The sequence below is a fragment of the Deinococcus aquaedulcis genome (genome assembly GCF_019693445.1).
Classification (GTDB): domain Bacteria; phylum Deinococcota; class Deinococci; order Deinococcales; family Deinococcaceae; genus Deinococcus; species Deinococcus aquaedulcis.
Map to the genome: position 1 here is coordinate 18510 of NZ_JAHRBL010000005.1, position 17776 is coordinate 36285.

The 17776-nt window shown below is 69.4% G+C and carries 19 protein-coding genes; 6 read left to right on the forward strand and 13 right to left on the reverse strand.

Features of this window, described 5'->3' with window-relative positions:
• Positions 1 to 13 precede the first annotated feature (13 nt).
• The 3 genes from KMW22_RS08185 to KMW22_RS08195 form a co-directional block, all read right to left on the reverse strand.
• On the reverse strand, positions 14 to 1672 hold the full coding sequence (locus tag KMW22_RS08185; RefSeq protein WP_221089554.1) for a hypothetical protein: 1659 nt from the start codon (positions 1670 to 1672) through the stop codon (positions 14 to 16).
• Between the two features lie 105 nt (positions 1673 to 1777).
• Positions 1778 to 2188: a GNAT family N-acetyltransferase gene (locus KMW22_RS08190; RefSeq protein WP_221089555.1), complete on the reverse strand. Its 411-nt coding sequence runs from the start codon at positions 2186 to 2188 to the stop codon at positions 1778 to 1780.
• Positions 2189 to 2219: 31 nt separating this feature from the next.
• Entirely contained in the window at positions 2220 to 2726 is a 507-nt protein-coding gene (locus KMW22_RS08195) for a MarR family winged helix-turn-helix transcriptional regulator (protein WP_221089556.1), read from the reverse strand.
• A gap of 60 nt (positions 2727 to 2786) precedes the next feature.
• Between KMW22_RS08195 and KMW22_RS08200 the strand changes: the two genes are divergently transcribed.
• Complete coding sequence (locus KMW22_RS08200) at positions 2787 to 3677, forward strand: EamA family transporter (RefSeq protein ID WP_221089557.1); 891 nt, start codon at positions 2787 to 2789, stop codon at positions 3675 to 3677.
• Here the strand turns inward: KMW22_RS08200 and soxR are convergent.
• Positions 3650 to 4093: a redox-sensitive transcriptional activator SoxR gene (soxR, locus tag KMW22_RS08205; RefSeq protein WP_221089558.1), complete on the reverse strand. Its 444-nt coding sequence runs from the start codon at positions 4091 to 4093 to the stop codon at positions 3650 to 3652. The two genes, KMW22_RS08200 and soxR, sit on opposite strands and share 28 nt — an antisense overlap.
• 48 nt (positions 4094 to 4141) lie before the next feature.
• Between soxR and KMW22_RS08210 the strand changes: the two genes are divergently transcribed.
• Together KMW22_RS08210 and KMW22_RS08215 are read left to right on the forward strand one after the other, a co-directional pair.
• Positions 4142 to 4954: an arylamine N-acetyltransferase family protein gene (locus KMW22_RS08210; RefSeq protein WP_221089559.1), complete on the forward strand. Its 813-nt coding sequence runs from the start codon at positions 4142 to 4144 to the stop codon at positions 4952 to 4954.
• A 143-nt stretch (positions 4955 to 5097) separates the two neighbouring features.
• Positions 5098 to 5598, forward strand: coding sequence for a hypothetical protein (locus tag KMW22_RS08215; protein ID WP_221089560.1), 501 nt, complete (start codon positions 5098 to 5100; stop codon positions 5596 to 5598).
• Positions 5599 to 5610: 12 nt separating this feature from the next.
• Here the strand turns inward: KMW22_RS08215 and KMW22_RS08220 are convergent, their stop codons facing one another.
• From KMW22_RS08220 to KMW22_RS08230, 3 genes are read right to left on the reverse strand one after another with little or no spacing between them, the layout of a single operon-like run.
• Entirely contained in the window at positions 5611 to 6372 is a 762-nt protein-coding gene (locus tag KMW22_RS08220) for an SDR family oxidoreductase (protein WP_221089561.1), read from the reverse strand.
• Complete coding sequence (locus KMW22_RS08225; RefSeq protein ID WP_221089562.1) at positions 6369 to 6728, reverse strand: DUF6463 family protein; 360 nt, start codon at positions 6726 to 6728, stop codon at positions 6369 to 6371. Before KMW22_RS08225 ends, KMW22_RS08220 begins: the two co-directional genes overlap by 4 nt.
• A complete protein-coding gene (locus tag KMW22_RS08230) occupies positions 6725 to 7303 on the reverse strand; it encodes a TetR/AcrR family transcriptional regulator (protein WP_221089563.1) in 579 nt (192 codons plus the stop codon). The genes KMW22_RS08225 and KMW22_RS08230 overlap by 4 nt, the downstream gene beginning before the upstream one ends.
• Before the next feature lie 115 nt (positions 7304 to 7418).
• Between KMW22_RS08230 and KMW22_RS08235 the strand changes: the two genes are divergently transcribed.
• Entirely contained in the window at positions 7419 to 8870 is a 1452-nt protein-coding gene (locus tag KMW22_RS08235) for an ATP-binding protein (RefSeq protein ID WP_221089564.1), read from the forward strand.
• Positions 8871 to 9106: 236 nt separating this feature from the next.
• On the opposite strand, the gene KMW22_RS08240 is transcribed toward KMW22_RS08235, so the two are convergent.
• Entirely contained in the window at positions 9107 to 9601 is a 495-nt protein-coding gene (locus KMW22_RS08240; RefSeq protein WP_235692783.1) for a hypothetical protein, read from the reverse strand.
• A gap of 113 nt (positions 9602 to 9714) precedes the next feature.
• Here KMW22_RS08240 and KMW22_RS08245 point away from each other — a divergent pair, with 113 nt between their 5' ends.
• Positions 9715 to 10389, forward strand: a complete 675-nt coding sequence (locus KMW22_RS08245; RefSeq protein WP_221089565.1) for a hypothetical protein — start codon at positions 9715 to 9717, stop codon at positions 10387 to 10389.
• Positions 10390 to 10558: 169 nt separating this feature from the next.
• Positions 10559 to 11383: a CAP domain-containing protein gene (locus KMW22_RS08250; protein WP_221089566.1), complete on the forward strand. Its 825-nt coding sequence runs from the start codon at positions 10559 to 10561 to the stop codon at positions 11381 to 11383.
• A 55-nt stretch (positions 11384 to 11438) separates the two neighbouring features.
• On the opposite strand, the gene msrB is transcribed toward KMW22_RS08250, so the two are convergent.
• The 5 genes from msrB to KMW22_RS08275 form a co-directional block, all read right to left on the reverse strand.
• Positions 11439 to 11894, reverse strand: a complete 456-nt coding sequence (gene msrB / locus KMW22_RS08255) for a peptide-methionine (R)-S-oxide reductase MsrB (protein WP_221089567.1) — start codon at positions 11892 to 11894, stop codon at positions 11439 to 11441.
• Between the two features lie 113 nt (positions 11895 to 12007).
• Positions 12008 to 13570 carry an acyl-CoA carboxylase subunit beta gene (locus KMW22_RS08260; protein WP_221089568.1) on the reverse strand — a complete coding sequence of 521 codons (1563 nt, stop codon included), beginning with the start codon at positions 13568 to 13570 and terminating at the stop codon, positions 12008 to 12010.
• A gap of 181 nt (positions 13571 to 13751) precedes the next feature.
• Entirely contained in the window at positions 13752 to 15788 is a 2037-nt protein-coding gene (locus tag KMW22_RS08265; RefSeq protein ID WP_221089569.1) for a PxKF domain-containing protein, read from the reverse strand.
• Positions 15789 to 16165: 377 nt separating this feature from the next.
• Positions 16166 to 16744 carry a xanthine phosphoribosyltransferase gene (xpt, locus tag KMW22_RS08270; RefSeq protein WP_221089570.1) on the reverse strand — a complete coding sequence of 193 codons (579 nt, stop codon included), beginning with the start codon at positions 16742 to 16744 and terminating at the stop codon, positions 16166 to 16168.
• A 133-nt stretch (positions 16745 to 16877) separates the two neighbouring features.
• A complete protein-coding gene (locus KMW22_RS08275; RefSeq protein ID WP_221089571.1) occupies positions 16878 to 17711 on the reverse strand; it encodes a glycoside hydrolase family 16 protein in 834 nt (277 codons plus the stop codon).
• Positions 17712 to 17776 lie beyond the last annotated feature (65 nt).

The following is a 17776-nucleotide window of genomic DNA, read 5'->3' on the forward strand; positions in this document are numbered from 1 at the left end:
AGCGGCAAGGACATCAAGGGGTCACATTGAGCGACAGGACCGTGTACCCCACAAACTGTCCCCCCTGACGGAAAGTCAACCTCATACCGTCCTGGTATGTGGCCATGCCCGCTGCAGCCGAGAAGGTCAGGGTGGTGGACAGGGCCTGCGCGCCTACCCCCTGGGCCGTCAGGGCGGGAAAGGTGAGGGTGCCGGGGGTGACCGTTATGCCGGGCACGTTCGTGTCCACGGTGACGGGGCCACTGAGCGTGCCCCTTTGCAGAAAGTCAAAGGGCACGGCCACCGACTCGCCGGCCCGGAGCGTCAGGTCTGCACCATAGACCGGCGTCTTCACCTGCACCCCCGGGGCCTGCTGGGCCAGTCGCAGGCGCGTGCGGGTGCCGGCAGGCAGCGAGCGCGACGTGATGATGATGTCGTCTCCAACACTGGCAGCCCGCTCGGTGATCAGGTTCCAGCCGCGCTGCAGGCTCAGGTCGTAGCGGTAAGACCCTTCAGGGAACCCGCTGCAGGTCGCGGTGCCCTTCAGCCGCAGGGGCGCGTCGGCGTACAGGCGCCGGACCGCGCTGCCGTCGGGCGCCAGCTCGCGCAGAGGGGCCAGCACGTCGCCCTGCGCCGTCTGGAAGCTCAGGGATGTGGTGGAGACATTGACATTGGCGACGCTCTGCTCGCCCTGCACGGTGCAGTCCGGGCCCAGCAGGGGCTCCAACTGGCCAGCGGCAGGCGCCTGCAGCGGCAAGTGCACCCCCCCAGCAGCCGACACTGGCGCCGAGGCCAGCAGCACCCAGTCGCCCACCTGGGGGTCCAGGACCTGCTGGGTCAGGGTGAACGTGCTGCCGGCCGCCCAGCCCGAGACCGGCCCGCTGACCACGGCGGGGTCTGCGGGCCGGCCCACCTCGGAGGCGGTCACGTCCTCGGCCGCCGTGAACATCAGACTGAAGCTGAACGGCTGCCCCCTGGGGTTGCTGCGGTCAATGGGCAGGTCCACGGCGAAGGTCACGGGCACCGTGGCGCCGGGGGCCAGCGTTTCGGCGGCCAGCCAGCCCTGGTTCTGGACGGTCATGCTGAGCCCGGCTGGCGCTGCCGCGCCCAGGTCCATCACGTTCAGTAGCCGGATGAATGGGGTGGCGGCCAGGTTGTCGCCACTCTCCCCTGTTCGCACGTCCACCTGCTGGCCCTGCACAGGGCGAATGGCCGCCGCCTGCGCCGAGGCGTCACTGCCATCGAACAGGCGCACGCCCCGGAAGGGGGTGCCCGCCACGGTGGGGGCGGTGGCGTTGTTGCCTGGATCGCCGTCGATGTCGGTAAGCACCACCGGCAGCAGGGTGAGGTTCTGCAGGCTGGCTCCACTGACATTGGTGGCGGCGAAGGTGGTGCTGATGTGGCGAACAGCCGCGCCGTCCTTCGTCGTGGTGAAGGTCTGCGTGGTGATGGCCTGCGCGCCCAACTGCAGGGGGTCACCCGCAGAGGTGAGGCGCTGGCCCTGCAGGGCGCTGGGCGCCACGCGGTGCAGGCTGGCCTGCCCCACGCCGTTCGGGCTGACCTGCACCTGCAGTTCGTAGAGCCCGCGCGCCGCTGGTGTGGCCGGGCCGGGGCTGACGGGGACGGGCAGGGGCGTGGGGCTGCAGGCAGACAGCAGGGCCAGCAGGCCCGCCAGAGACCAGGCTTTGTTCATGAACAGCTCCTTGGAAGCGCAACAGGGGCGGAAAACAGACTGCCGCCACCCTAGCGCAGCGTGCCCGGCCGCGCAGCCCAGCTTGCCCAGGCCTCTGCTGGGGGGTCAGTCCGCCGTGGAGTCGCCCAGGACCAGCAGCATCTCGCCGCCCCGGTCGGTAAAGCCCAGCGACCCGTACAGGCGGCGGCCCATCTCGCTCGTGCCCAGGCTGATGCGGGTGATTCCCCTGGCCTGGGCCGCCCCCAGGCACGCCTGCACCAGCGCGCGGGCGTGGCCCTGGCGGCGCCAGTCCGGGTGGGTCCAGACATTCACCAGCCGCGCCCGCCACGGCTGCGGGTCGTGCCGGCTGGGGCCCCACTCCAGCAGGGTCAGGCCCGCCCCGGCGACCACAGCGCCCTCCTGTTCCAGCACGAAGCCCAGGTACAGCCCCCGGCCCATGGCCCCGGCCACCCACGCGGCGTAGGGGGCGCGCTCGGCCCGGTCGGCGTCTTGTGGGTAGCGGTGGGCGGCGATCATCGGCGCGTCCGCTGGCACGGTGGGGCGCACCTCAGGCCAGACCCTGGGCTTCAGCGTGGGCGATCAATTTGCGCAGCAGCCCCTCAAAGTGCGCCCGCTCTTCGGGGGTCAGGGCCGCCAGCAGCTGCTCTTCAAAGGCCAGATGTTCGGGCAGATGGGCCTGTACCAGGGCGCGCCCCGCGTCGGTCAGGGCCAGGCGCCACGAACGGCGGTCCTGGGGGTCCAGGGTGCGGGTCAGCAGACCGCGCGCTTCCAGGCGGTCGGCGCTGCCCGTCACCGTGGCGGGCGACACCGCCAGCAGCGCCGCGACCTCGCTGGCCGGCAGGCCCTCTGGGGGCGCCGAGCGGTAGAGGGTAAACAGCAGGTCACGGGTGCCAGAGGTCAGGTCGGCACGCGCGGCGGTGGAGCGCACCGCGTCGCCCAGCAGCGCGTGGGCGCGGCTGAAGGTAATGAAGATCAGCATGGGTGCCGGGTCCACCTCGGGCGCCCGCTGGGCCCAGTCGCGGCGAATGCGGTCCAGCAGGGCGAGGGTGGACATGGCGGCAGTATAAGAGGTCGGCTTACTTTGCCTACAAATATTTTAGATATAAAATACCTTATGCGTCCCTCTCCCCTGCTGCTGGCTGCCCTGGCTCCCCTGAGCTGGGGCACAAGTTACGTGGTACTGGAACGGCTGGAGCCGATGGGCCCCACCACCGCCGCCGCGCTGCGGGCGCTGGGGGCCGGTCTGCTGCTGCTGGCGCTGGTGCGGCAGTTGCCCCGGGGTGAGTGGTGGTGGAAAAGTGCGCTGCTGGGCGCCCTGAACTTTGGTCTGTTTTTTGGCACGCTGTTTGTGGGGGCCAGCCGACTGGGCGGTGGAGTGACCGCCACGCTGGGGGCGCTAGGGCCCTTGCTGATCATCGCCTTCAATCTCCTGGCACTGGGGCAGCGCCCCGAACGGCACACGCTGGGCGCGGCGCTGCTGGGGCTGGTGGGTGTGGCGCTGCTGGTGCTGGGGCCCAGCGCGCGGCTGGACGCCCTGGGGCTGGCGGCGGGGCTCCTGAGCGTGGTGGCGGCCTCGGGTGGCTACCTGCTGGCGGGGGCCTGGGGCACGCCGTCGGGCACCAGCCTGCTGGCCGTGACCGCGTGGCAGCTGTGCTGGGGCGGGCTGCTGCTGGTGCCCGCCGCGCTACTGGCCGACGGCGGCCTGCCGCCCCTGCCCACTGCCGCCCAGTGGCCACTGCTGGCCTACCTGATCGTGGTGGGCACGGCCCTGGCCTACGCGCTGTGGTTCCGGGGCATTGCGCAGACCTCGCCGGTGCAGGTGTCGCTGCTCACGCGCCTGAGCCCGGCCACGGCCCTCATGCTGGACCTGTGGCAAGGCCACCGGCTGGGCGCGCTGCAGTGGGGCGGGCTGGCCCTGATCGCCCTGAGTTTTCTGCCGCCCCGAACGCCCCGGGCCCAGCCGGTGGCCGGCGCGCCTCAGTCCAGGCCTGTGCGCCCCGGGTGACGCTGCCCAAAGCGGTCGTCCGGGTTGTGCAGGGCACAGCGTTCCAGCGACAGGCAGCCGCAGTCAATGCAGCCGCTCAGGTCGTCGCGCAGGCGGGTCAGCAGGGCAATGCGGGCGTCCAGTTCGGCCTGCCAGCCCGCCGCCAGGGCCGCCCAGTCGGCAGCCGTGGGCACGCGCCCGCCAGGCAGGGTCTCCAGCGCCGCGCGAATCTGGGCCAGCGGCACGCCCACCCGCGCCGCCGCGCGGATAAAGGCCAGTCGGCGTAGCGTGTCGCGCCCGTAGCGCCGCTGCCCGCCCGCCGTTCGGGTGCTGGTGATCAGGCCTTCACGCTCGTAATGGTGCAGGGCGCTGACGGCAAGGCCGCTGCGGGCCGAGAGTTCGGCGGGGGTCAGGCGTGTCGGCGTCAGGGGGGTCATGCGCTCACCTCTTGACCTCAAGTGTACTTGAGGTTCTAGGGTGAAGGCATGACCTCGCCTGCTCTGTCTGCGGCGCATGCCGCCGCCTATCTTCGGCGCCTGCACCTCTCTGCCCCCGGCCCCCCCACCCTGGAGGCGCTCTGCGCCCTGCACCGGGCCCACCTGCTTCAGGTGCCGTTCGAGAACCTTGATATTCACCTGGGCCGCGCCCTGTCCCTGGCGCTGCCGGACCTGTTCGACAAGGTGGTGGGCCGGCGCCGGGGGGGCTACTGCTACGAACTCAACAGCTTGTTTGCCGCGCTGCTGCGGACCCTGGGCTACGAGGTGAGCTTTCTGTCGGCGCGCGTGGTGGGCGACGGGGGCGAGCCAGGACCGGCCTTTGACCATCTGGCCCTGCGGGTCACCTCGCCCGCCCTGCCCGGCGCCGTGCTGGCGGATGTGGGCTTTGGCGACGCCTTTCTGGAGCCCCTGGCGTTAAGCCCCGGGGTCCGCCGCCAGGAAGGCAGCAAGGTGGTGGGGCTGGAGCGCACAGGAACCACCTGGACCTACCTGGAGGACCGGGGCCGTGGCCCCGAGGCCCACTATCTGTTGACCGAGGCGGCTTTCCCGCTCCGGGCCTTTCAGGAGCGGCACGTGTGGCAGCAGACGGCGCCGGACAGCCATTTCCGCCGCCAGCCCCTGTGCACGCGCGCGACCGCCGAGGGCCGCCTGACCCTGGCCGGGTGCCGCCTGATTCAGACTGACCGCGCGGGCCGCACCGAACAGCTGCTGGCGCCAGCTGCCCGGCAGGCGGTGCTGCGCGATCAGTTTGGGGTGCGCCTGGATCAGTGCCTGCCAGAGCCCACCCCCTCGCGGCCCTGACGAGGCGCTGGCGGCCCCTGCCCCGAGCGGCGCCGCTGCTGCCATAGGGGCTGGGGGGAGGCAGTGCGGCCACATCGCCAGCCGTACCGTCCGGCGGTGACCGCCAGCGCAACCTGCACCCGGCGGGGCTCGTATCTCGAGGCATGAGCGAACTGCACGGCCGCATTGGGGGCGTTTCTCTGGGCTACGATCTGCACGCCAGCTGGAATGGCTTTCAGCTCTCGGGCCGCATCGGCGGGCGCTTTGAGGGCAAGGACATTGAGCTCAGCGTGAACGCCGGGGGCGTAGAGGGGCGTGTTGGCGGCACCTTCGCGGGCTTTGACGCCGTGGGTGAGCTAAGCCCCCAGGCTGTTCACGTTCGCCTGGGCGGACGCATCGACGGAGACGACGTGCACCTGCAGCTGGGCGCCGCCCAGGTCCAGGGCCGCTTCTCGGGCCGCCTGGACGGCAAGGACGTGGCCCTGACCCAGGACGGCGCGCGCCTGCACGGCCGCATTGGGGGCCGCTTTGAAGGCAAGGATGTGGACCTGAGCACGGGCGGCGTCCCGCTGGAGGTCGCGGCCCTGGCGGCGGTGTGCGCCTACAAGGCCCTGGAAGACCAGCAGGCGCAGGCGGCCTCGGCGAATTCAGGCCCGTCCAACTGACTGTTCAGCTGCTCACCGTCCGGCGCTCCACTGGGCCCACGAGTCGCCCACCGGCTGGGCCGCCGTGGGCACCGCCGCGCCGCCGCGCCACGCCCGGAAGATGGGCACAGGCAGCGGCAGGCGCAGCACCCGGCGCCGGCCGCGCGCCCGCGCCAGCTCGGGGAAACTCAGGGCTTCGGGGCCGCACAGGTCGGCCACCCGGCCCGCCGGGGCCCCCAGGCTCAGGGCGCACAGGCGCTCAGCCGCTGCCCCTGCGGCCAGGGGCCGCAGCGTCACCCCGGCAGGCAGCAGCGTCAGTGGGCCCAGGCCCGGCACCGGGAGGGTCAGGCGGCGCAGCAGCTCGTCCACGAACTCGTGAAACTGCGTGGTGCGCAGAAGGGTGAAGGGCAGTCCGCTGCCGTCCACCAGCCGCTCAGCCGCCCACTTGTCGCGGTAGTAGGGCGCGCTCTGCAACCCCTCCAGGCCCGCAATACTCATGTAGACGAGGTGGGCTGCGCCGGCTGCCCGCGCGGCCTGCACCACCTGCCGGGTCAGGGCCACATCGGCGCCGGCCTTCAGGGGCTGGGTGGCCAGGTGCACCACCACGTCGCCCGGGCGCAGCACGCCCGCCAGCGCGCCGGGCTGGATCAGGTCCACGGCAGCCCAGGTGAGGCCGGGGGCAGCAGGCCCGGGCCGGCGGCTCAGGGCCAGCACCTCCGCGCCGGCGGCCTGCAGCAGCGGCAGCAGGGCGCGGCCCAGGGTGCCGCTGGCCCCGGTGACCACCACGCGGGTCATGGCGCCACCGGGGCAGGGCGGGCGCGCAGGCTCAGGGCAGCGGCCAGCGCCACCAGCGGCAGGCCGCTCAGGGGCATCGCCACGGTGCCCAGCAAGCCGGTCAGCAGCCAGCCCTGCACGAAGGCGCGGGGCAGCGGTTCGCGGCGGGCCTCAAAGGCGGCGGCCAGCTGGCCCTGGCCGTACAGCAGCGCGCCGTACAGCAGGAACCAGAAGGCGGCCATGCGGTCCCAGTGCGGCTCGACAGCGTTCAAGACCCCGGCCTGAACCCAGCCCAGCAGCGGTTCGCGGTACAGCACCAGCCCCACGGCCAGGTGCAGCAGGGCCAGCCCCCGCAACCAATGACTTGCTCGTGTCATGTCTGTCCTCCTTCGGGCTCAGGGCTTGGGTGTGGGGGGGCGCCGCCCAGCAACTGCCCGTGCAGCAGCTCGCCCATCTGGCGGTACTCCTCGCCCTGAATGGGGGGGTGCATCTGGGCGGCCCCCAGATACACGGCGTAGCCCAGCCGGGCCAGTTGCCGGCCCTGCGCCGGGTCGCCCACGATGGCCGTGAACAGCCCGGCCAGATAGGCCAGCCGCCGCTCGTCCACCCGCTGCACCAGCGCGCGGGCCCCGGGGTCGCGCTCGGCCCACAGGCGGACAGCGCGGTCCTCGGCGGGGTTGCGGCGGCTGATCAGGTCAGTAAGGACCTGCAGCTGGGCGGCGGGGGGCAAAGCAGGGTCTATGGTGTCCACCACGTCGGCAAAGCCTACATGGTCCAGGTGCGCCAGCAGCGCCGTTCGGTACGCGCCCAGGCTGGGGAAATGGTGGTAAAAGGAGCCCTTGGTCAGGCCCATGAAGGTCACCAGCCCGTCCACGGTCAGGCCGCCCTCGCCCTGGGCGGTCAGCACCTGCAGGCCCGCGTTCAGCCAGTCGGTTTTCGAGGTTCGGGCCATGACCCCTCGACCGTACCATACCGAACGGTATGGAAAGGGGCCGATTGTCCTGCACGCCAGTTGCCAGCAAGCCGCACATTCCCTCTGCCAGGGGCGTGGTACGTTTTCGCCCATCATGACGGTCACTGCCAAGGCGAGAACGCTCGGAGAACTCCTTCAGACGCCGGAATACGCCGGACGCACGCCGTTTGACGGCCGGGTGCGCCTCGTGCAGGACGAGGTGCGCGAGAACCTGACGCGCAAGCTGCGCGCGGGCGAGGAACTGTTTCCCGGCGTGGTGGGCTATGACGACACCGTGATTCCGCAGCTGGTCAACGCCCTGCTGGCGCGGCAGAACTTTATTCTGCTGGGCCTGCGTGGTCAGGCCAAGAGCCGCATTCTGCGCGCCATCACAGAGCTGCTGGACCCCGAAGTGCCAGTCATCGCTGGGGCCGACATGCCCGACGATCCCCTGAACCCCGTGGGCGCAGAGGGCCGGCACCTGCTGGAAGCCCACGGCCTGGAGCTGCCCATTCGCTGGCTGCCGCGCGCCGAGCGCTACGTGGAGAAGCTGGCCACCCCCGACGTGACGGTGGCCGATCTGGTGGGCGATGTGGACCCCATCAAGGCCGCGCGCCTGGGCACGTCTCTGGGGGACGTGAGGAGCATGCACTTTGGCCTGCTGCCGCGCGCCAACCGGGGCATTTTTGCGGTGAACGAGCTGGCCGACCTGGCCCCCAAGGTGCAGGTAGCGCTGTTCAACATCCTTCAGGAGGGGGACGTGCAGATCAAGGGCTACCCCATTCGCCTGGAGCTGGACGTGATGCTGGTCTTCTCAGCCAACCCCGAGGACTACACGGCGCGCGGCAAGATTGTCACGCCGCTCAAGGACCGCATTGGCAGCGAGATCCGCACCCACTACCCCACCGACGTGGGCCTGGGCATGGCCATTACCGAGCAGGAAGCGGTGCGCGACCCCTCGGTGACGGTGCCGCCCTTCATGGCCGAACTGATAGAAGAAATTGCCTTCCAGGCGCGTGAAGATGGCCGCGTGGACAAACTCAGCGGGGTCTCGCAGCGCCTGCCCATTTCCCTGATGGAGGTGGCCGCCGCCAACGCCGAGCGCCGCAGCCTGACGGGCGGCGACGCGCCCGTGGTGCGCGTGAGCGACGTGTACGCGGGCCTGCCGGCCATTACCGGCAAGATGGAACTGGAATACGAGGGCGAGCTGAAGGGCGCCGACAACGTGGCCCGCGACGTGATCCGCAAGGCCGCTGGGGCGGTGTACGCCCGCCGCTACGGCAGCGCCAACACCCGCGAGCTGGAAAAGTGGTTTGAGAACGGCAACGTGTTCCGCTTTCCCCAGGGCGGAGACAGCCGCGAGGCGCTGCAGGCCACGCAGGAGGTGCCCGGCCTGACCGAGCTTGCCGCCGAGGTGGCCGCCAGCGCCGATGACGCCGTGCGCGCCAGTGCCGCCGAATTCGTGCTGGAAGGGCTGTATGGCCGCAAAAAGCTCTCACGCGCCGAGGAGCTGTACGCTGCCCCTGAACCTGAAACCCGCCAGCAGCGCGGTGGCCGCTGGAACTGAGGTTGACGGCGCAGCCCGGGTCCCCATCCTGACGACGGGGACCCGGGCTGTGGGCTGTGGGCTGTGGGCTGTGGGCTGTGGGCTGTGGGCTGTGGGCTGTGGGCTGTGGGCTGTGGGCTGTGGGCTGTGGGCTGTGGGCTGTGGGCTGTGGGCTGTGGGCTGTGGAGCGGCCTAATGTGGCTCTGTGGCGCTGTCAAGCTCTTGTCTGCCTTTTCCTACAACCCACAACCTGCCCCCTACTCCCCCCCAATCCTCCGATACACCGCCCCCGCCACCACCCCGCCCAGCGTGTACCACGCGGTGGTCAGCAGCAGCGTCTGTGGGCGCTCGTGGGGTTGGTGGCCCAGACCCAGGCGTGGGGGCAGGGCGGCGCCGCCCACCCCGGCAGCCACGCCCAGGGCCGTGCCCAGCGCAGGCGCGCGGGCAGCGCCGCCCAGCCCCGCCAGGGCGTAATAGATAGTGTTGGACGCCAGATCGGCGGCCAGGGTCGTGGCGTACAGGGCGCGTCCACGGGGCGGGTCCTGGCCCAGGGCCAGCAGGCTGGCGCTCAGGGCCCGCTCGCCAATGACCTCCATGCGCGGGGCGTGGGGCAGCACGCGGCGCACGCCCTCGTTCAGCAGGTTCACGGTCACGGCCCCGGCCAGCCCGGCCAGGGTCAGCGCGGCCCAGCGGGGCAGGCGGCGCGGGGGAACAGGTGGGGTGGCGGGCGCGTCGGCAGCGGGGTCTTTCATGGGGCCTCCTTCCTTCTGCCTGTCATGGCAACACGGGGCGCGGTGGCAAAGATGTGCCCTGGCCCCTGGGGCCGCTTAAGAATGCCCGGCCCCTCACCCCGTACCCTGGGCCCATGCTGCCCCCGGCCCTGGCCCACCTGCTGGCCTATCACGCGCCCCTGAGCACCCTGCAGCGTGACCAGGAGGGCGGCGCGGTCAGCCTGCTCACGCCCAGGGTGAACGTGCTGTCGCTGAACGCCACCTATCTGCCCTGCGACCCCTCAGGGGTGGACTTGCCGGCTGTGGCCCAGTGGCACGCCCACCACGACCTGCCGCCGCTGGTGGCGACCACTGCGCCCCTGCCAGACACCGCGCCGGTGGCCACCCTGCGGGTGGGGGGCTGGGCCGCCTCACCCCTGCCCCCAAGCCGCAGCGTCGTGGTGGAACAGATCTCCCGCCTGCACCTGGGCCCCTGGGCCGAGGCGCTGACCCAGGCACGCGGCACACCGGGCTGGGGCTCCTGGCTGGCGCGACACCTTGGGGCCCGGCTGGAAACCGAACGCAGCTACCTGCCCCTGCTGGCTTACCAGGGGGACGAGATCGTAGGCGCCCTGCTGTGGCAGGCCCAGGGCCCTGGCGGCGCGGCGCTGCTGTGGGGCGCCCGCCACGCTGAAGCGGCCCGTGCCCTGCTGGACACCGCTGCGGGGTTGAGTGCTTCCTTGCTGGTGGCCTGGGGCGCCGACGATCTGGCAGCTGGGCTGCAACCTCCTGAACATGAGGCCGTCGTCTTCAGCCGCCTGCAGATGTGACATTTCTCTCGCCACAGCACCGCTCTATTTGAAATCCATGAGAAAAACGCGTTGTGAGGATTTTGGCAAAAGAACGGCATTTTTGCGCTCAGCGCAGGGGGCGGAGGCGATGAGACATGAGAGCCTTCACCTCATGTTTATGGAGGCTTAAACCCGTTCTAATACCACCATGTCGCCTGCCCTCACGCGTTCGGCCAGTCTGGTGCTGCTTGCTCTCACCCTCGCGGCTTGTGGGGGCAGCCCCAGTGCTCCAGTCGCGGGCGGGGGCGCGCCTGTGGGCAGCACCCCGAACCTCAGCGACACCCTGGCCGCGCAGGCGGTGGCCACCCCCATCGCCCTGACCCCTGGCCAGAGCTTGCAGCTGCGCGTAACGGTGGGCGGGCGGGCCCCCCAGCCCGGCGAGCTGACCTGGACCAGCGGCAACGCGGCCGTCGCCACCGTGAACCAGAGCGGCCTGGTGACGGCCACGGGCGCGGGCAGCACCACCGTGCGCGCCGCCCTGACGGGCCGTCCCTCGGTCTTTCTGGACTTTCCGGTCACCGTGAGCGCGGCGGCCCCGGCCCCCAGCCCCACCCCGCCCACCACTGGCTTTGCCCAGCGGGTGCTGGACCTGACCAACGCGGCGCGCGCAGCCGGGGCCACCTGCGGCAGCACGGCCTACGCCCCGGTGCCCGCCCTGACCCTGAACGCCCAGCTGACCCAGGCCGCGCAGGGCCACGCCAGCGACATGGCCGCGCAGAACTACTTTAGCCACACGGGCAAGGATGGCCGCACCTTCGCCCAGCGCGTCACGGCCGCTGGCTACACTTGGCGCGCGGTGGCAGAGAACATTGCCGCTGGGCAGAGCACCGCCGAACAGGTGGTGGCCGGCTGGCTGAAGAGCGAAGGCCACTGCAAGAACATGATGAGCGCTGCCTACAAGGAACTGGGCGTGGGCTACGCCCAGGGCGGCAGCTACGGCCACTACTGGGTGCAGGACTTCGGCAGTCGGTAAGCAAAGCGGAGAAGAAGGGGGCGGCCTGTTCAGCCGCCCCCTTTCTGGTTGCTATTTAGCGCGCGAATAGCCTCAGGTACTCGCCGTACCCCTGGGCCTCCAACTCGGAGACCGGCACAAAGCGTAGCGCCGCCGAATTGATGCAGTAGCGCAGGCCGCCGTGCTCCTGCGGGCCGTCGGGGAACACATGGCCCAGGTGAGAATCGGCCGCCTGCGAGCGCACTTCTGTGCGGGCATAGCCAATCTTGTAGTCCGTGTTCTCGGTCAGGGCCACGCTGGGAATGGGGCGGGTAAAGCTGGGCCAGCCACAGCCAGCGTCGTATTTGTCCAGGCTGGAAAACAGCGGCTCGCCGCTCACCACGTCCACGTAAATCCCTTCTTCGGTATGGTCCCAGTATTCGCCCGTAAAGGCCCGCTCGGTGCCCTCGTGCTGCGTCACCTGGTACTGGATGGGCGTCAGGCGCTCGCGCAGTTCAGCGTCGCTGGGTTTGGTGTAGTTGGGCTTGGTCATGGTGGCAGTCTGGCGCGTTCGCGTGCCTCAACGGTAAGTGAGATGTGGAGAGTGGTTAGTGGAACTGCCCCCTGCGCTTTTTCTACTTCCCACTCCCTACTCCCCACGACCCTTTACAGCGGAATATTCCCGTGCTTCTTGTAGGGCCTCGCCTCTTCCTTGTCGCGCAGCATCTCGAACGTCTGAATCAGGATGCGCCTCGTGTCCTCCATAGGGATCACGTCGTCAATGTAGCCCTTGCTGGCGGCCACGTACGGGTTGTCAAAGGCGTCCTTGTACTCGGCAATTTTCTGGGCGCGGGTGGCGTCGGGGTTCTCGCTGCCCGCAATCTCGCGGCGGTAGACGATGTTCGCGGCCCCCTCGGCGCCCATCACGGCCACGGCGGCGGTGGGCCACGCGTACACCACGTCGGCGCCCATGTCACGGCTGTTCATGGCGAGGTACGCGCCGCCGTAGCTCTTGCGCGTAATCAGGGTAATCTTGGGCACCGTGGCCTCGGCGTAGGCGTAGAGCATCTTGGCGCCGTGGCGGATGATGCCCGCATGTTCCTGCGCCACGCCGGGCAGGAAGCCGGTTACGTCTACCAGGGTCAGGATGGGGATGTTGTAGCAGTCGCAGGTGCGGATGAAGCGCGCGGCCTTGTCGCTGGCGTCAATGTTCAGGGTGCCCGCCATCACGCGCGGGTTGTTCGCCACGATGCCCACGCTTTCCCCGTTCAGGCGCGCGAATCCCACGATGATGTTCTTCGCCCAGCCGGGCTGGATTTCCAGAAAGGTGCCGTCGTCCACCAGTTCGTGAATCACGTCGTGCATGGGGTAGGGCTTGCGCTGATCCGGCACCACGATGTCCAGCAGCTTTTCGGTGGTGCGGGTGGCGGGGTCGTTGGTGGGCAGGGCGGGGGCCTTCTCGTGGGCGTTCTGCGGCAGGTAACCCAGCAGGTCGCGCACACCGCGCAGCACCGCCTCGTCGCCGTCGTATTCCAGGTGGGCCACGCCGCTCTTGCGGGTGTGCACGTCGGCGCCGCCCAGCTGGTCGAAGGTCACGTCCTCACGCGTGACGGACTTGATGACTTCCGGGCCCGTGATGAACATGTAACTGCTGCCCTCGCTCATCAGGATGAAATCGGTCAGGGCCGGCGAGTACACCGCGCCGCCCGCGCAGGGCCCCAGAATCGCGCTGATCTGCGGAATGGCGCCGGAATAGATGGCGTTGCGGTAAAAGATCTCGCCGTAGCCCGAGAGGCTGTCCACGCCTTCCTGAATGCGGGCGCCGGCGCTGTCGTTCAGGCCAATAACCGGACAGCCCGTCTTGGCGGCCAGATCCATGATTTTCGTGACCTTGGCGGCGTTCATCTTGCCCAGCGACCCGCCCAGCACCGTGAAGTCCTGCGAAAAGACAAACACCTGCCGCCCATCAATGGTGCCCCGGCCCGTCACCACGCCCTCGCCTGGGGCCTCTACACCCTGCATCAGCCGCCCGCCCCGGTGCTCCACGAAGGTGCCCATCTCCAGAAAGCTGCCGGGGTCCAGCAGAACCTCAATGCGCTCGCGGGCCGTGAGCTTGCCGCCCTGCTTCTGCTTTTTCAGCCGCTCCGGGCCGCCGCCCTGCTCCACCTTCGCGCGGCGCTGCTCCATGGCCGCAATGAGTTCCTGAAGTTCGATGCCCGGCTGTGTCATGCGGCCTATGGTATCCAAACGGGCGTTAGGTTGGGCAGATGGCAGTGAAACTGCCTCATGTGGTCCGGCGGGCCTGTCAAGCCTCTCGTTTTTCCTACACCCCACAACCGACGCACCACACCCTCCCCCCAAACAGCCGCGCCGCCCGACGTGGGGGCGGCGCAGGCGATCAGCAGAGCAATCAACGCAGACGGAAGCTGGCCTCAAGAGCGGTGCCGTCCAGCAGCGTCACGCGGACGGTGCGGCAGGTGTCGGCCCAGGCTTTCTCGGTCTTCCACACGTAGCCGTACTGGCCGTCGTAATGCAGGTCAGAGCCGCCCGAGGCGTCGGTGGGCACGGCGGGCCCCAGCGCGCCCAGGGTGGTGCACGACACTGGCATGGAGGACGGTGACCCGGCAGCCAGGATGTTCAGGCCCCAGTCGCCGCCCAGGCTGAATTTCAGCGGCACGCCGCTGCCCGCCTTGATCACGTTCAGTTCGTTCATGCGCACGGGCTGGAAGAAGCCCTGCACCGCAAAGCGCACGGCCACGGTGAAGCTGGCCTGCGCCGAGTTGCCCGCATCGTCGGTGGCGGTGCAAGTGACGGTGGTGGTGCCCAGCGCAAAGGTGCTGCCGCTGGCCGGGGTGCAGACCACGCTCACGCTGCTGTCCACGGCGTCACTGGCAGCGGGCAGCGGGTAGCTGACCGGCATGCTGAACTGCCCTGGGGCCGGGGTCACGCTGACATTGGCCGGCGGGCTCAAGGTGGGCGGCGTGGTATCAGCCACCGTCACGGTGAAGCTACCGCTGGCACTCAGGCCGCCGCTGTCGGTCACCGTGCACATCACGGTCGTGGTGCCCAGGGCGAAGGTGCTGCCGCTGGCGGGGGTACACACCGGGGTCAGGGCGCCGTCCTCGGCGTCTGCGGCCCCAGCGCTGAAGGACACGGCGGCGCCGGCGGCCGAGGTGGCCTCGGCGCTCTGGTTGGCGGGCAATGTCAGGGTGGGCGGCGTGTTGGCTGGCACCTGAATGGTCACGCTGTAGGGCGCTGCCGACACGTTCGAGGCGTCACGGGCGGTAAAGGCCACCACGAAGGAGTTGCCCGCCTCATCGGCCTCTGGGGTCCAGGCGAGGTCGCAAGTGGTCGTGCCGCCCGCCGCCACGCAACCGCCGAAAGTGGCGCCGGGGGGCAGGCCCAGGTCGCTGACGGTCACGGGCGTGCCGTCGGGGTCGGTGGCCCGCACCTGAAAGCTCAGGGGCGTGCCCACGTTCACGGTGAAGACCTGTCCGTTACTGGGGAAGGGCGGGCTGGTGTTGAAGGCCGGTGGGTTGCCCGTGACCAGCCGGATCAGGAAATCCACGGGCGTGGTGGCGATCAGGGTCCCCGACGGCGAACCCAGGCGTTCCTCAATGGTCACCTGCGTGGCAAACACTGTGCCGGCCGCCGCGCTGATGGCGGGCACGCTGTAGAGCCCAGCCGGGCTGATGCTGCCTGGAAGGGCGCCACCGATGCCGGTTTCGGCCAGCACACTGGGCTGATTCGACAGCCGGAACACCAGCACATGGCCGTCAGGGTCGGCGGCGGGCACACTGAAGCTGCAGGGGGTTGCCACCACGCAGTCCACCACCGGTGGCAGGGTGGTGACCGGGTTGGCGGTGTTCCCCGCGAAGCTCACCACGCTGCGCACGCGGTAGTTGTCATTGGTGCCGGTGTTGGCGCCGTCCAGCCGGCAGCATGCCTGGAACAGGGCGGTGTAGGGGCCAGGGCCCGCATAGGTCTTGGTAAACCCGTTCTCGATGGTGCTGCCCGTCTGGGTAATGGCGCGGGCATACAGTAGGTCGCCCGCCGCATCCACGGCCGTGACCCGCCCGGTCATGCTGCCCGAGCGGAAGGTACCGTCCCCAAACGCAAAGGAGTTGCTGGTGCTAGCGTCCATGTCCACGTAATCGCCGACCGCAGGCAGGCCACCGGGGCCTGTGCAAGCCGCCGGTCCGCCAGCAGGCGTGCGGCAGTCATCCAGCAGATAAAAGCTGGCGCGAAAGCCCCCGCGCAGCTCAAAGCGCACCGTGTTGGGCCCGGTCACTGTGTACGACAGGTTCTGATAACGGTCATGCGACTGCGCCCGCAGGGCTGGCGCGGCGGCCAGTGGCGCGTCAGCGACAGCAGGCGGGCTTTGCGGCGCGCAGCCACTCAGGACCACGCTGAAGAGCAGTGCACACGCACTGAGTAAACGTCTCATGGCTCATCCTCCCCAGATGAAACCGGAACTCTTCTGCACCTGACTGGCTTCTACCTCCCCGCAGAAGTCAGTCAGGCCGCAGCGGGGGCAGCGCCCGTTGTTCTCTCAAGGCAGCGCAAGCGTGTTGCGGCACAGCACCCCAGCAGGCACTTGCCCAGCCCCGGAGCCTAGGGCCACAAGTGCCACCACAGATCGATCCTCATGAAGCGTAACACAAATTACGAAGTGAGGTTGTTCACAAAGCGGTGCGGGATGCAAGCTGCGGACAAAGGGCGAGCGCCGAGCCCAACCCCCGTCAAGCGCCCAAAGCCAATCGTCTCTCCCCCACCCCAATCTTTGCCTGCACCCCACCTCCCGCTTCCCGCCTCCTCAGTTCCCTACTGCCCACTCACCACTTCCATTCCCGTTTCATCCATCCGCACAATGTTCGCCAGCGTGTGAATGGGCACGCCCAGGTCCGCCAGCTTGGCGCGGCCGTGTTCAAATTGCTTTTCCACCACGCAGCCAATGCCCAGTAGCCCCGCGCCGCTCTGGGCAATCAGGGTGCTCAGGGCGCGCAGGGTGCCGCCCGAGGCCAGGAAGTCGTCGATGACGACCACCCGGTCCCCCGGGCCCAGGAACTCGCTGCTCACAAACAGGTCCACCACCCCGCCCTTGGTCCGGCTGACCGACTGGGCGGTGAAAATGGGTTCTTTCATGGTCACGGGCTTTTTCTTGCGGGCGTAGACCATGGGCACGCCCAGCGTCATCGCTGTGGCGATGGCCGGGGCAATGCCGCTGACCTCAATGGTCACGATCTTGGTAGGGGCCAGCGGGGCAAAGTGGCGGGCGAAGGTCTCGCCCATCTCGCGCGTCAGGTCGGGCAGCAGCTGGTGGTTCACCAGCCCGTCCACCTTCAGAATGCCGCCGGGCAAGATTTCACCCTGTTGCCGAATCGCCTCCACCAGTGCCTGCATAGGGGGCAGTGTACCGGGCAGCCAGAAGCGGGCCCTCCCGGCGTGGGAAGGGCCCGGCATGGGGGTGAGGGTGGAAAGGAGCGTTCAAGTCAGAGGCTGGCCCCAGACCCCGCCCCCACACTGCGCGCCGTGCTCAGCAGCGGGGGGTGCCCGCGTTCACGCTGCCGTCGCTGGGCGCGTACTGGAAACGGCGCACGATCACTTCGGTGTCCTGGCCATTGACGGGGGCCATGCCCCGGAAGAGCCACAGGTTCATGTGCACGGGCATCTCGATCTGGGCAATACGGGGGTTGGTCCAGCGCCCGGTGCCCGGGTCGTAGGTGGCGGGCCACACGAACTCGTTGCAGCCAATGCGGTTGGACAGCGCGGTGGTGTGCCCGCCGAAGGTTTCGTGAATCACGCGGTCGCGCAGGCGGGTGTAGCGGTGGGTGGTGTAGGTGCCCTGCAGTTGCAGCGGCAACACGCGCGAGGTCACGGGCTGGCCGCGCACGCTGGGGTAGGTGGTGTAGTTCAGCGGGAGCGCGCCGGCCTGCCCCCAGCGGGCCAGTTCGACGTCAATCTCAAAGAGGCCGTCCGGGTCCTGCCCGGCGGGCACGGTGTCGGGGGTGGGGTACTGGAAGAGGCCCAGCACCACGTTCTGGTCCAGCTGGTCCACGCGGCCGATCACCCGCCACTCGTAGGTGCCGTAGCCCAGGCGGCGACTGGTGAACAGTTCGGCGTTGGTCCACGCGCCTCCATCGCGGCGAATGGCGAGGTGCAGGTCGCCAGCAGGGTCCACCCAGACGTTGCGGCTCGACCAGTTGTTGGGCCCTGGGCCCATGCCCTGGCCTTCTTTGAGGGCCCAGGTGAACCCGCTGAAGTTCAGCGTGGTCGCCTGCGGCTGCAGGGCTTTCCCCACCTGCGCCATAGGCTGCGGCGCCTGCGTGCCACACGCGGTTAAACCCAGCACCAGTGTCAGTCTCAGCATAACGGAATTCATAGTGTCCTCCTGACGCCTCCACTGAACCACAAGTCAGCGGCGAAATGATGTAA

What these genes read in the sequence shown, in the direction of transcription:
- KMW22_RS08185 (WP_221089554.1), bottom strand. Translation starts at nt 1,672, where the DNA reads ATGAACAAAGCCTGGTCTCTGGCGGGCCTGCTGGCCCTGCTGTCTGCC.
- KMW22_RS08190 (WP_221089555.1), bottom strand. Translation starts at nt 2,188, where the DNA reads ATGATCGCCGCCCACCGCTACCCACAAGACGCCGACCGGGCCGAGCGC.
- KMW22_RS08195 (WP_221089556.1), bottom strand. Translation starts at nt 2,726, where the DNA reads ATGTCCACCCTCGCCCTGCTGGACCGCATTCGCCGCGACTGGGCCCAG.
- KMW22_RS08200 (WP_221089557.1), top strand. Translation starts at nt 2,787, where the DNA reads ATGCGTCCCTCTCCCCTGCTGCTGGCTGCCCTGGCTCCCCTGAGCTGG.
- soxR (WP_221089558.1), bottom strand. Translation starts at nt 4,093, where the DNA reads ATGACCCCCCTGACGCCGACACGCCTGACCCCCGCCGAACTCTCGGCC.
- KMW22_RS08210 (WP_221089559.1), top strand. Translation starts at nt 4,142, where the DNA reads ATGACCTCGCCTGCTCTGTCTGCGGCGCATGCCGCCGCCTATCTTCGG.
- KMW22_RS08215 (WP_221089560.1), top strand. Translation starts at nt 5,098, where the DNA reads ATGAGCGAACTGCACGGCCGCATTGGGGGCGTTTCTCTGGGCTACGAT.
- KMW22_RS08220 (WP_221089561.1), bottom strand. Translation starts at nt 6,372, where the DNA reads ATGACCCGCGTGGTGGTCACCGGGGCCAGCGGCACCCTGGGCCGCGCC.
- KMW22_RS08225 (WP_221089562.1), bottom strand. Translation starts at nt 6,728, where the DNA reads ATGACACGAGCAAGTCATTGGTTGCGGGGGCTGGCCCTGCTGCACCTG.
- KMW22_RS08230 (WP_221089563.1), bottom strand. Translation starts at nt 7,303, where the DNA reads ATGGCCCGAACCTCGAAAACCGACTGGCTGAACGCGGGCCTGCAGGTG.
- KMW22_RS08235 (WP_221089564.1), top strand. Translation starts at nt 7,419, where the DNA reads ATGACGGTCACTGCCAAGGCGAGAACGCTCGGAGAACTCCTTCAGACG.
- KMW22_RS08240 (WP_235692783.1), bottom strand. Translation starts at nt 9,601, where the DNA reads ATGAAAGACCCCGCTGCCGACGCGCCCGCCACCCCACCTGTTCCCCCG.
- KMW22_RS08245 (WP_221089565.1), top strand. Translation starts at nt 9,715, where the DNA reads ATGCTGCCCCCGGCCCTGGCCCACCTGCTGGCCTATCACGCGCCCCTG.
- KMW22_RS08250 (WP_221089566.1), top strand. Translation starts at nt 10,559, where the DNA reads ATGTCGCCTGCCCTCACGCGTTCGGCCAGTCTGGTGCTGCTTGCTCTC.
- msrB (WP_221089567.1), bottom strand. Translation starts at nt 11,894, where the DNA reads ATGACCAAGCCCAACTACACCAAACCCAGCGACGCTGAACTGCGCGAG.
- KMW22_RS08260 (WP_221089568.1), bottom strand. Translation starts at nt 13,570, where the DNA reads ATGACACAGCCGGGCATCGAACTTCAGGAACTCATTGCGGCCATGGAG.
- KMW22_RS08265 (WP_221089569.1), bottom strand. Translation starts at nt 15,788, where the DNA reads ATGAGACGTTTACTCAGTGCGTGTGCACTGCTCTTCAGCGTGGTCCTG.
- xpt (WP_221089570.1), bottom strand. Translation starts at nt 16,744, where the DNA reads ATGCAGGCACTGGTGGAGGCGATTCGGCAACAGGGTGAAATCTTGCCC.
- KMW22_RS08275 (WP_221089571.1), bottom strand. Translation starts at nt 17,711, where the DNA reads ATGCTGAGACTGACACTGGTGCTGGGTTTAACCGCGTGTGGCACGCAG.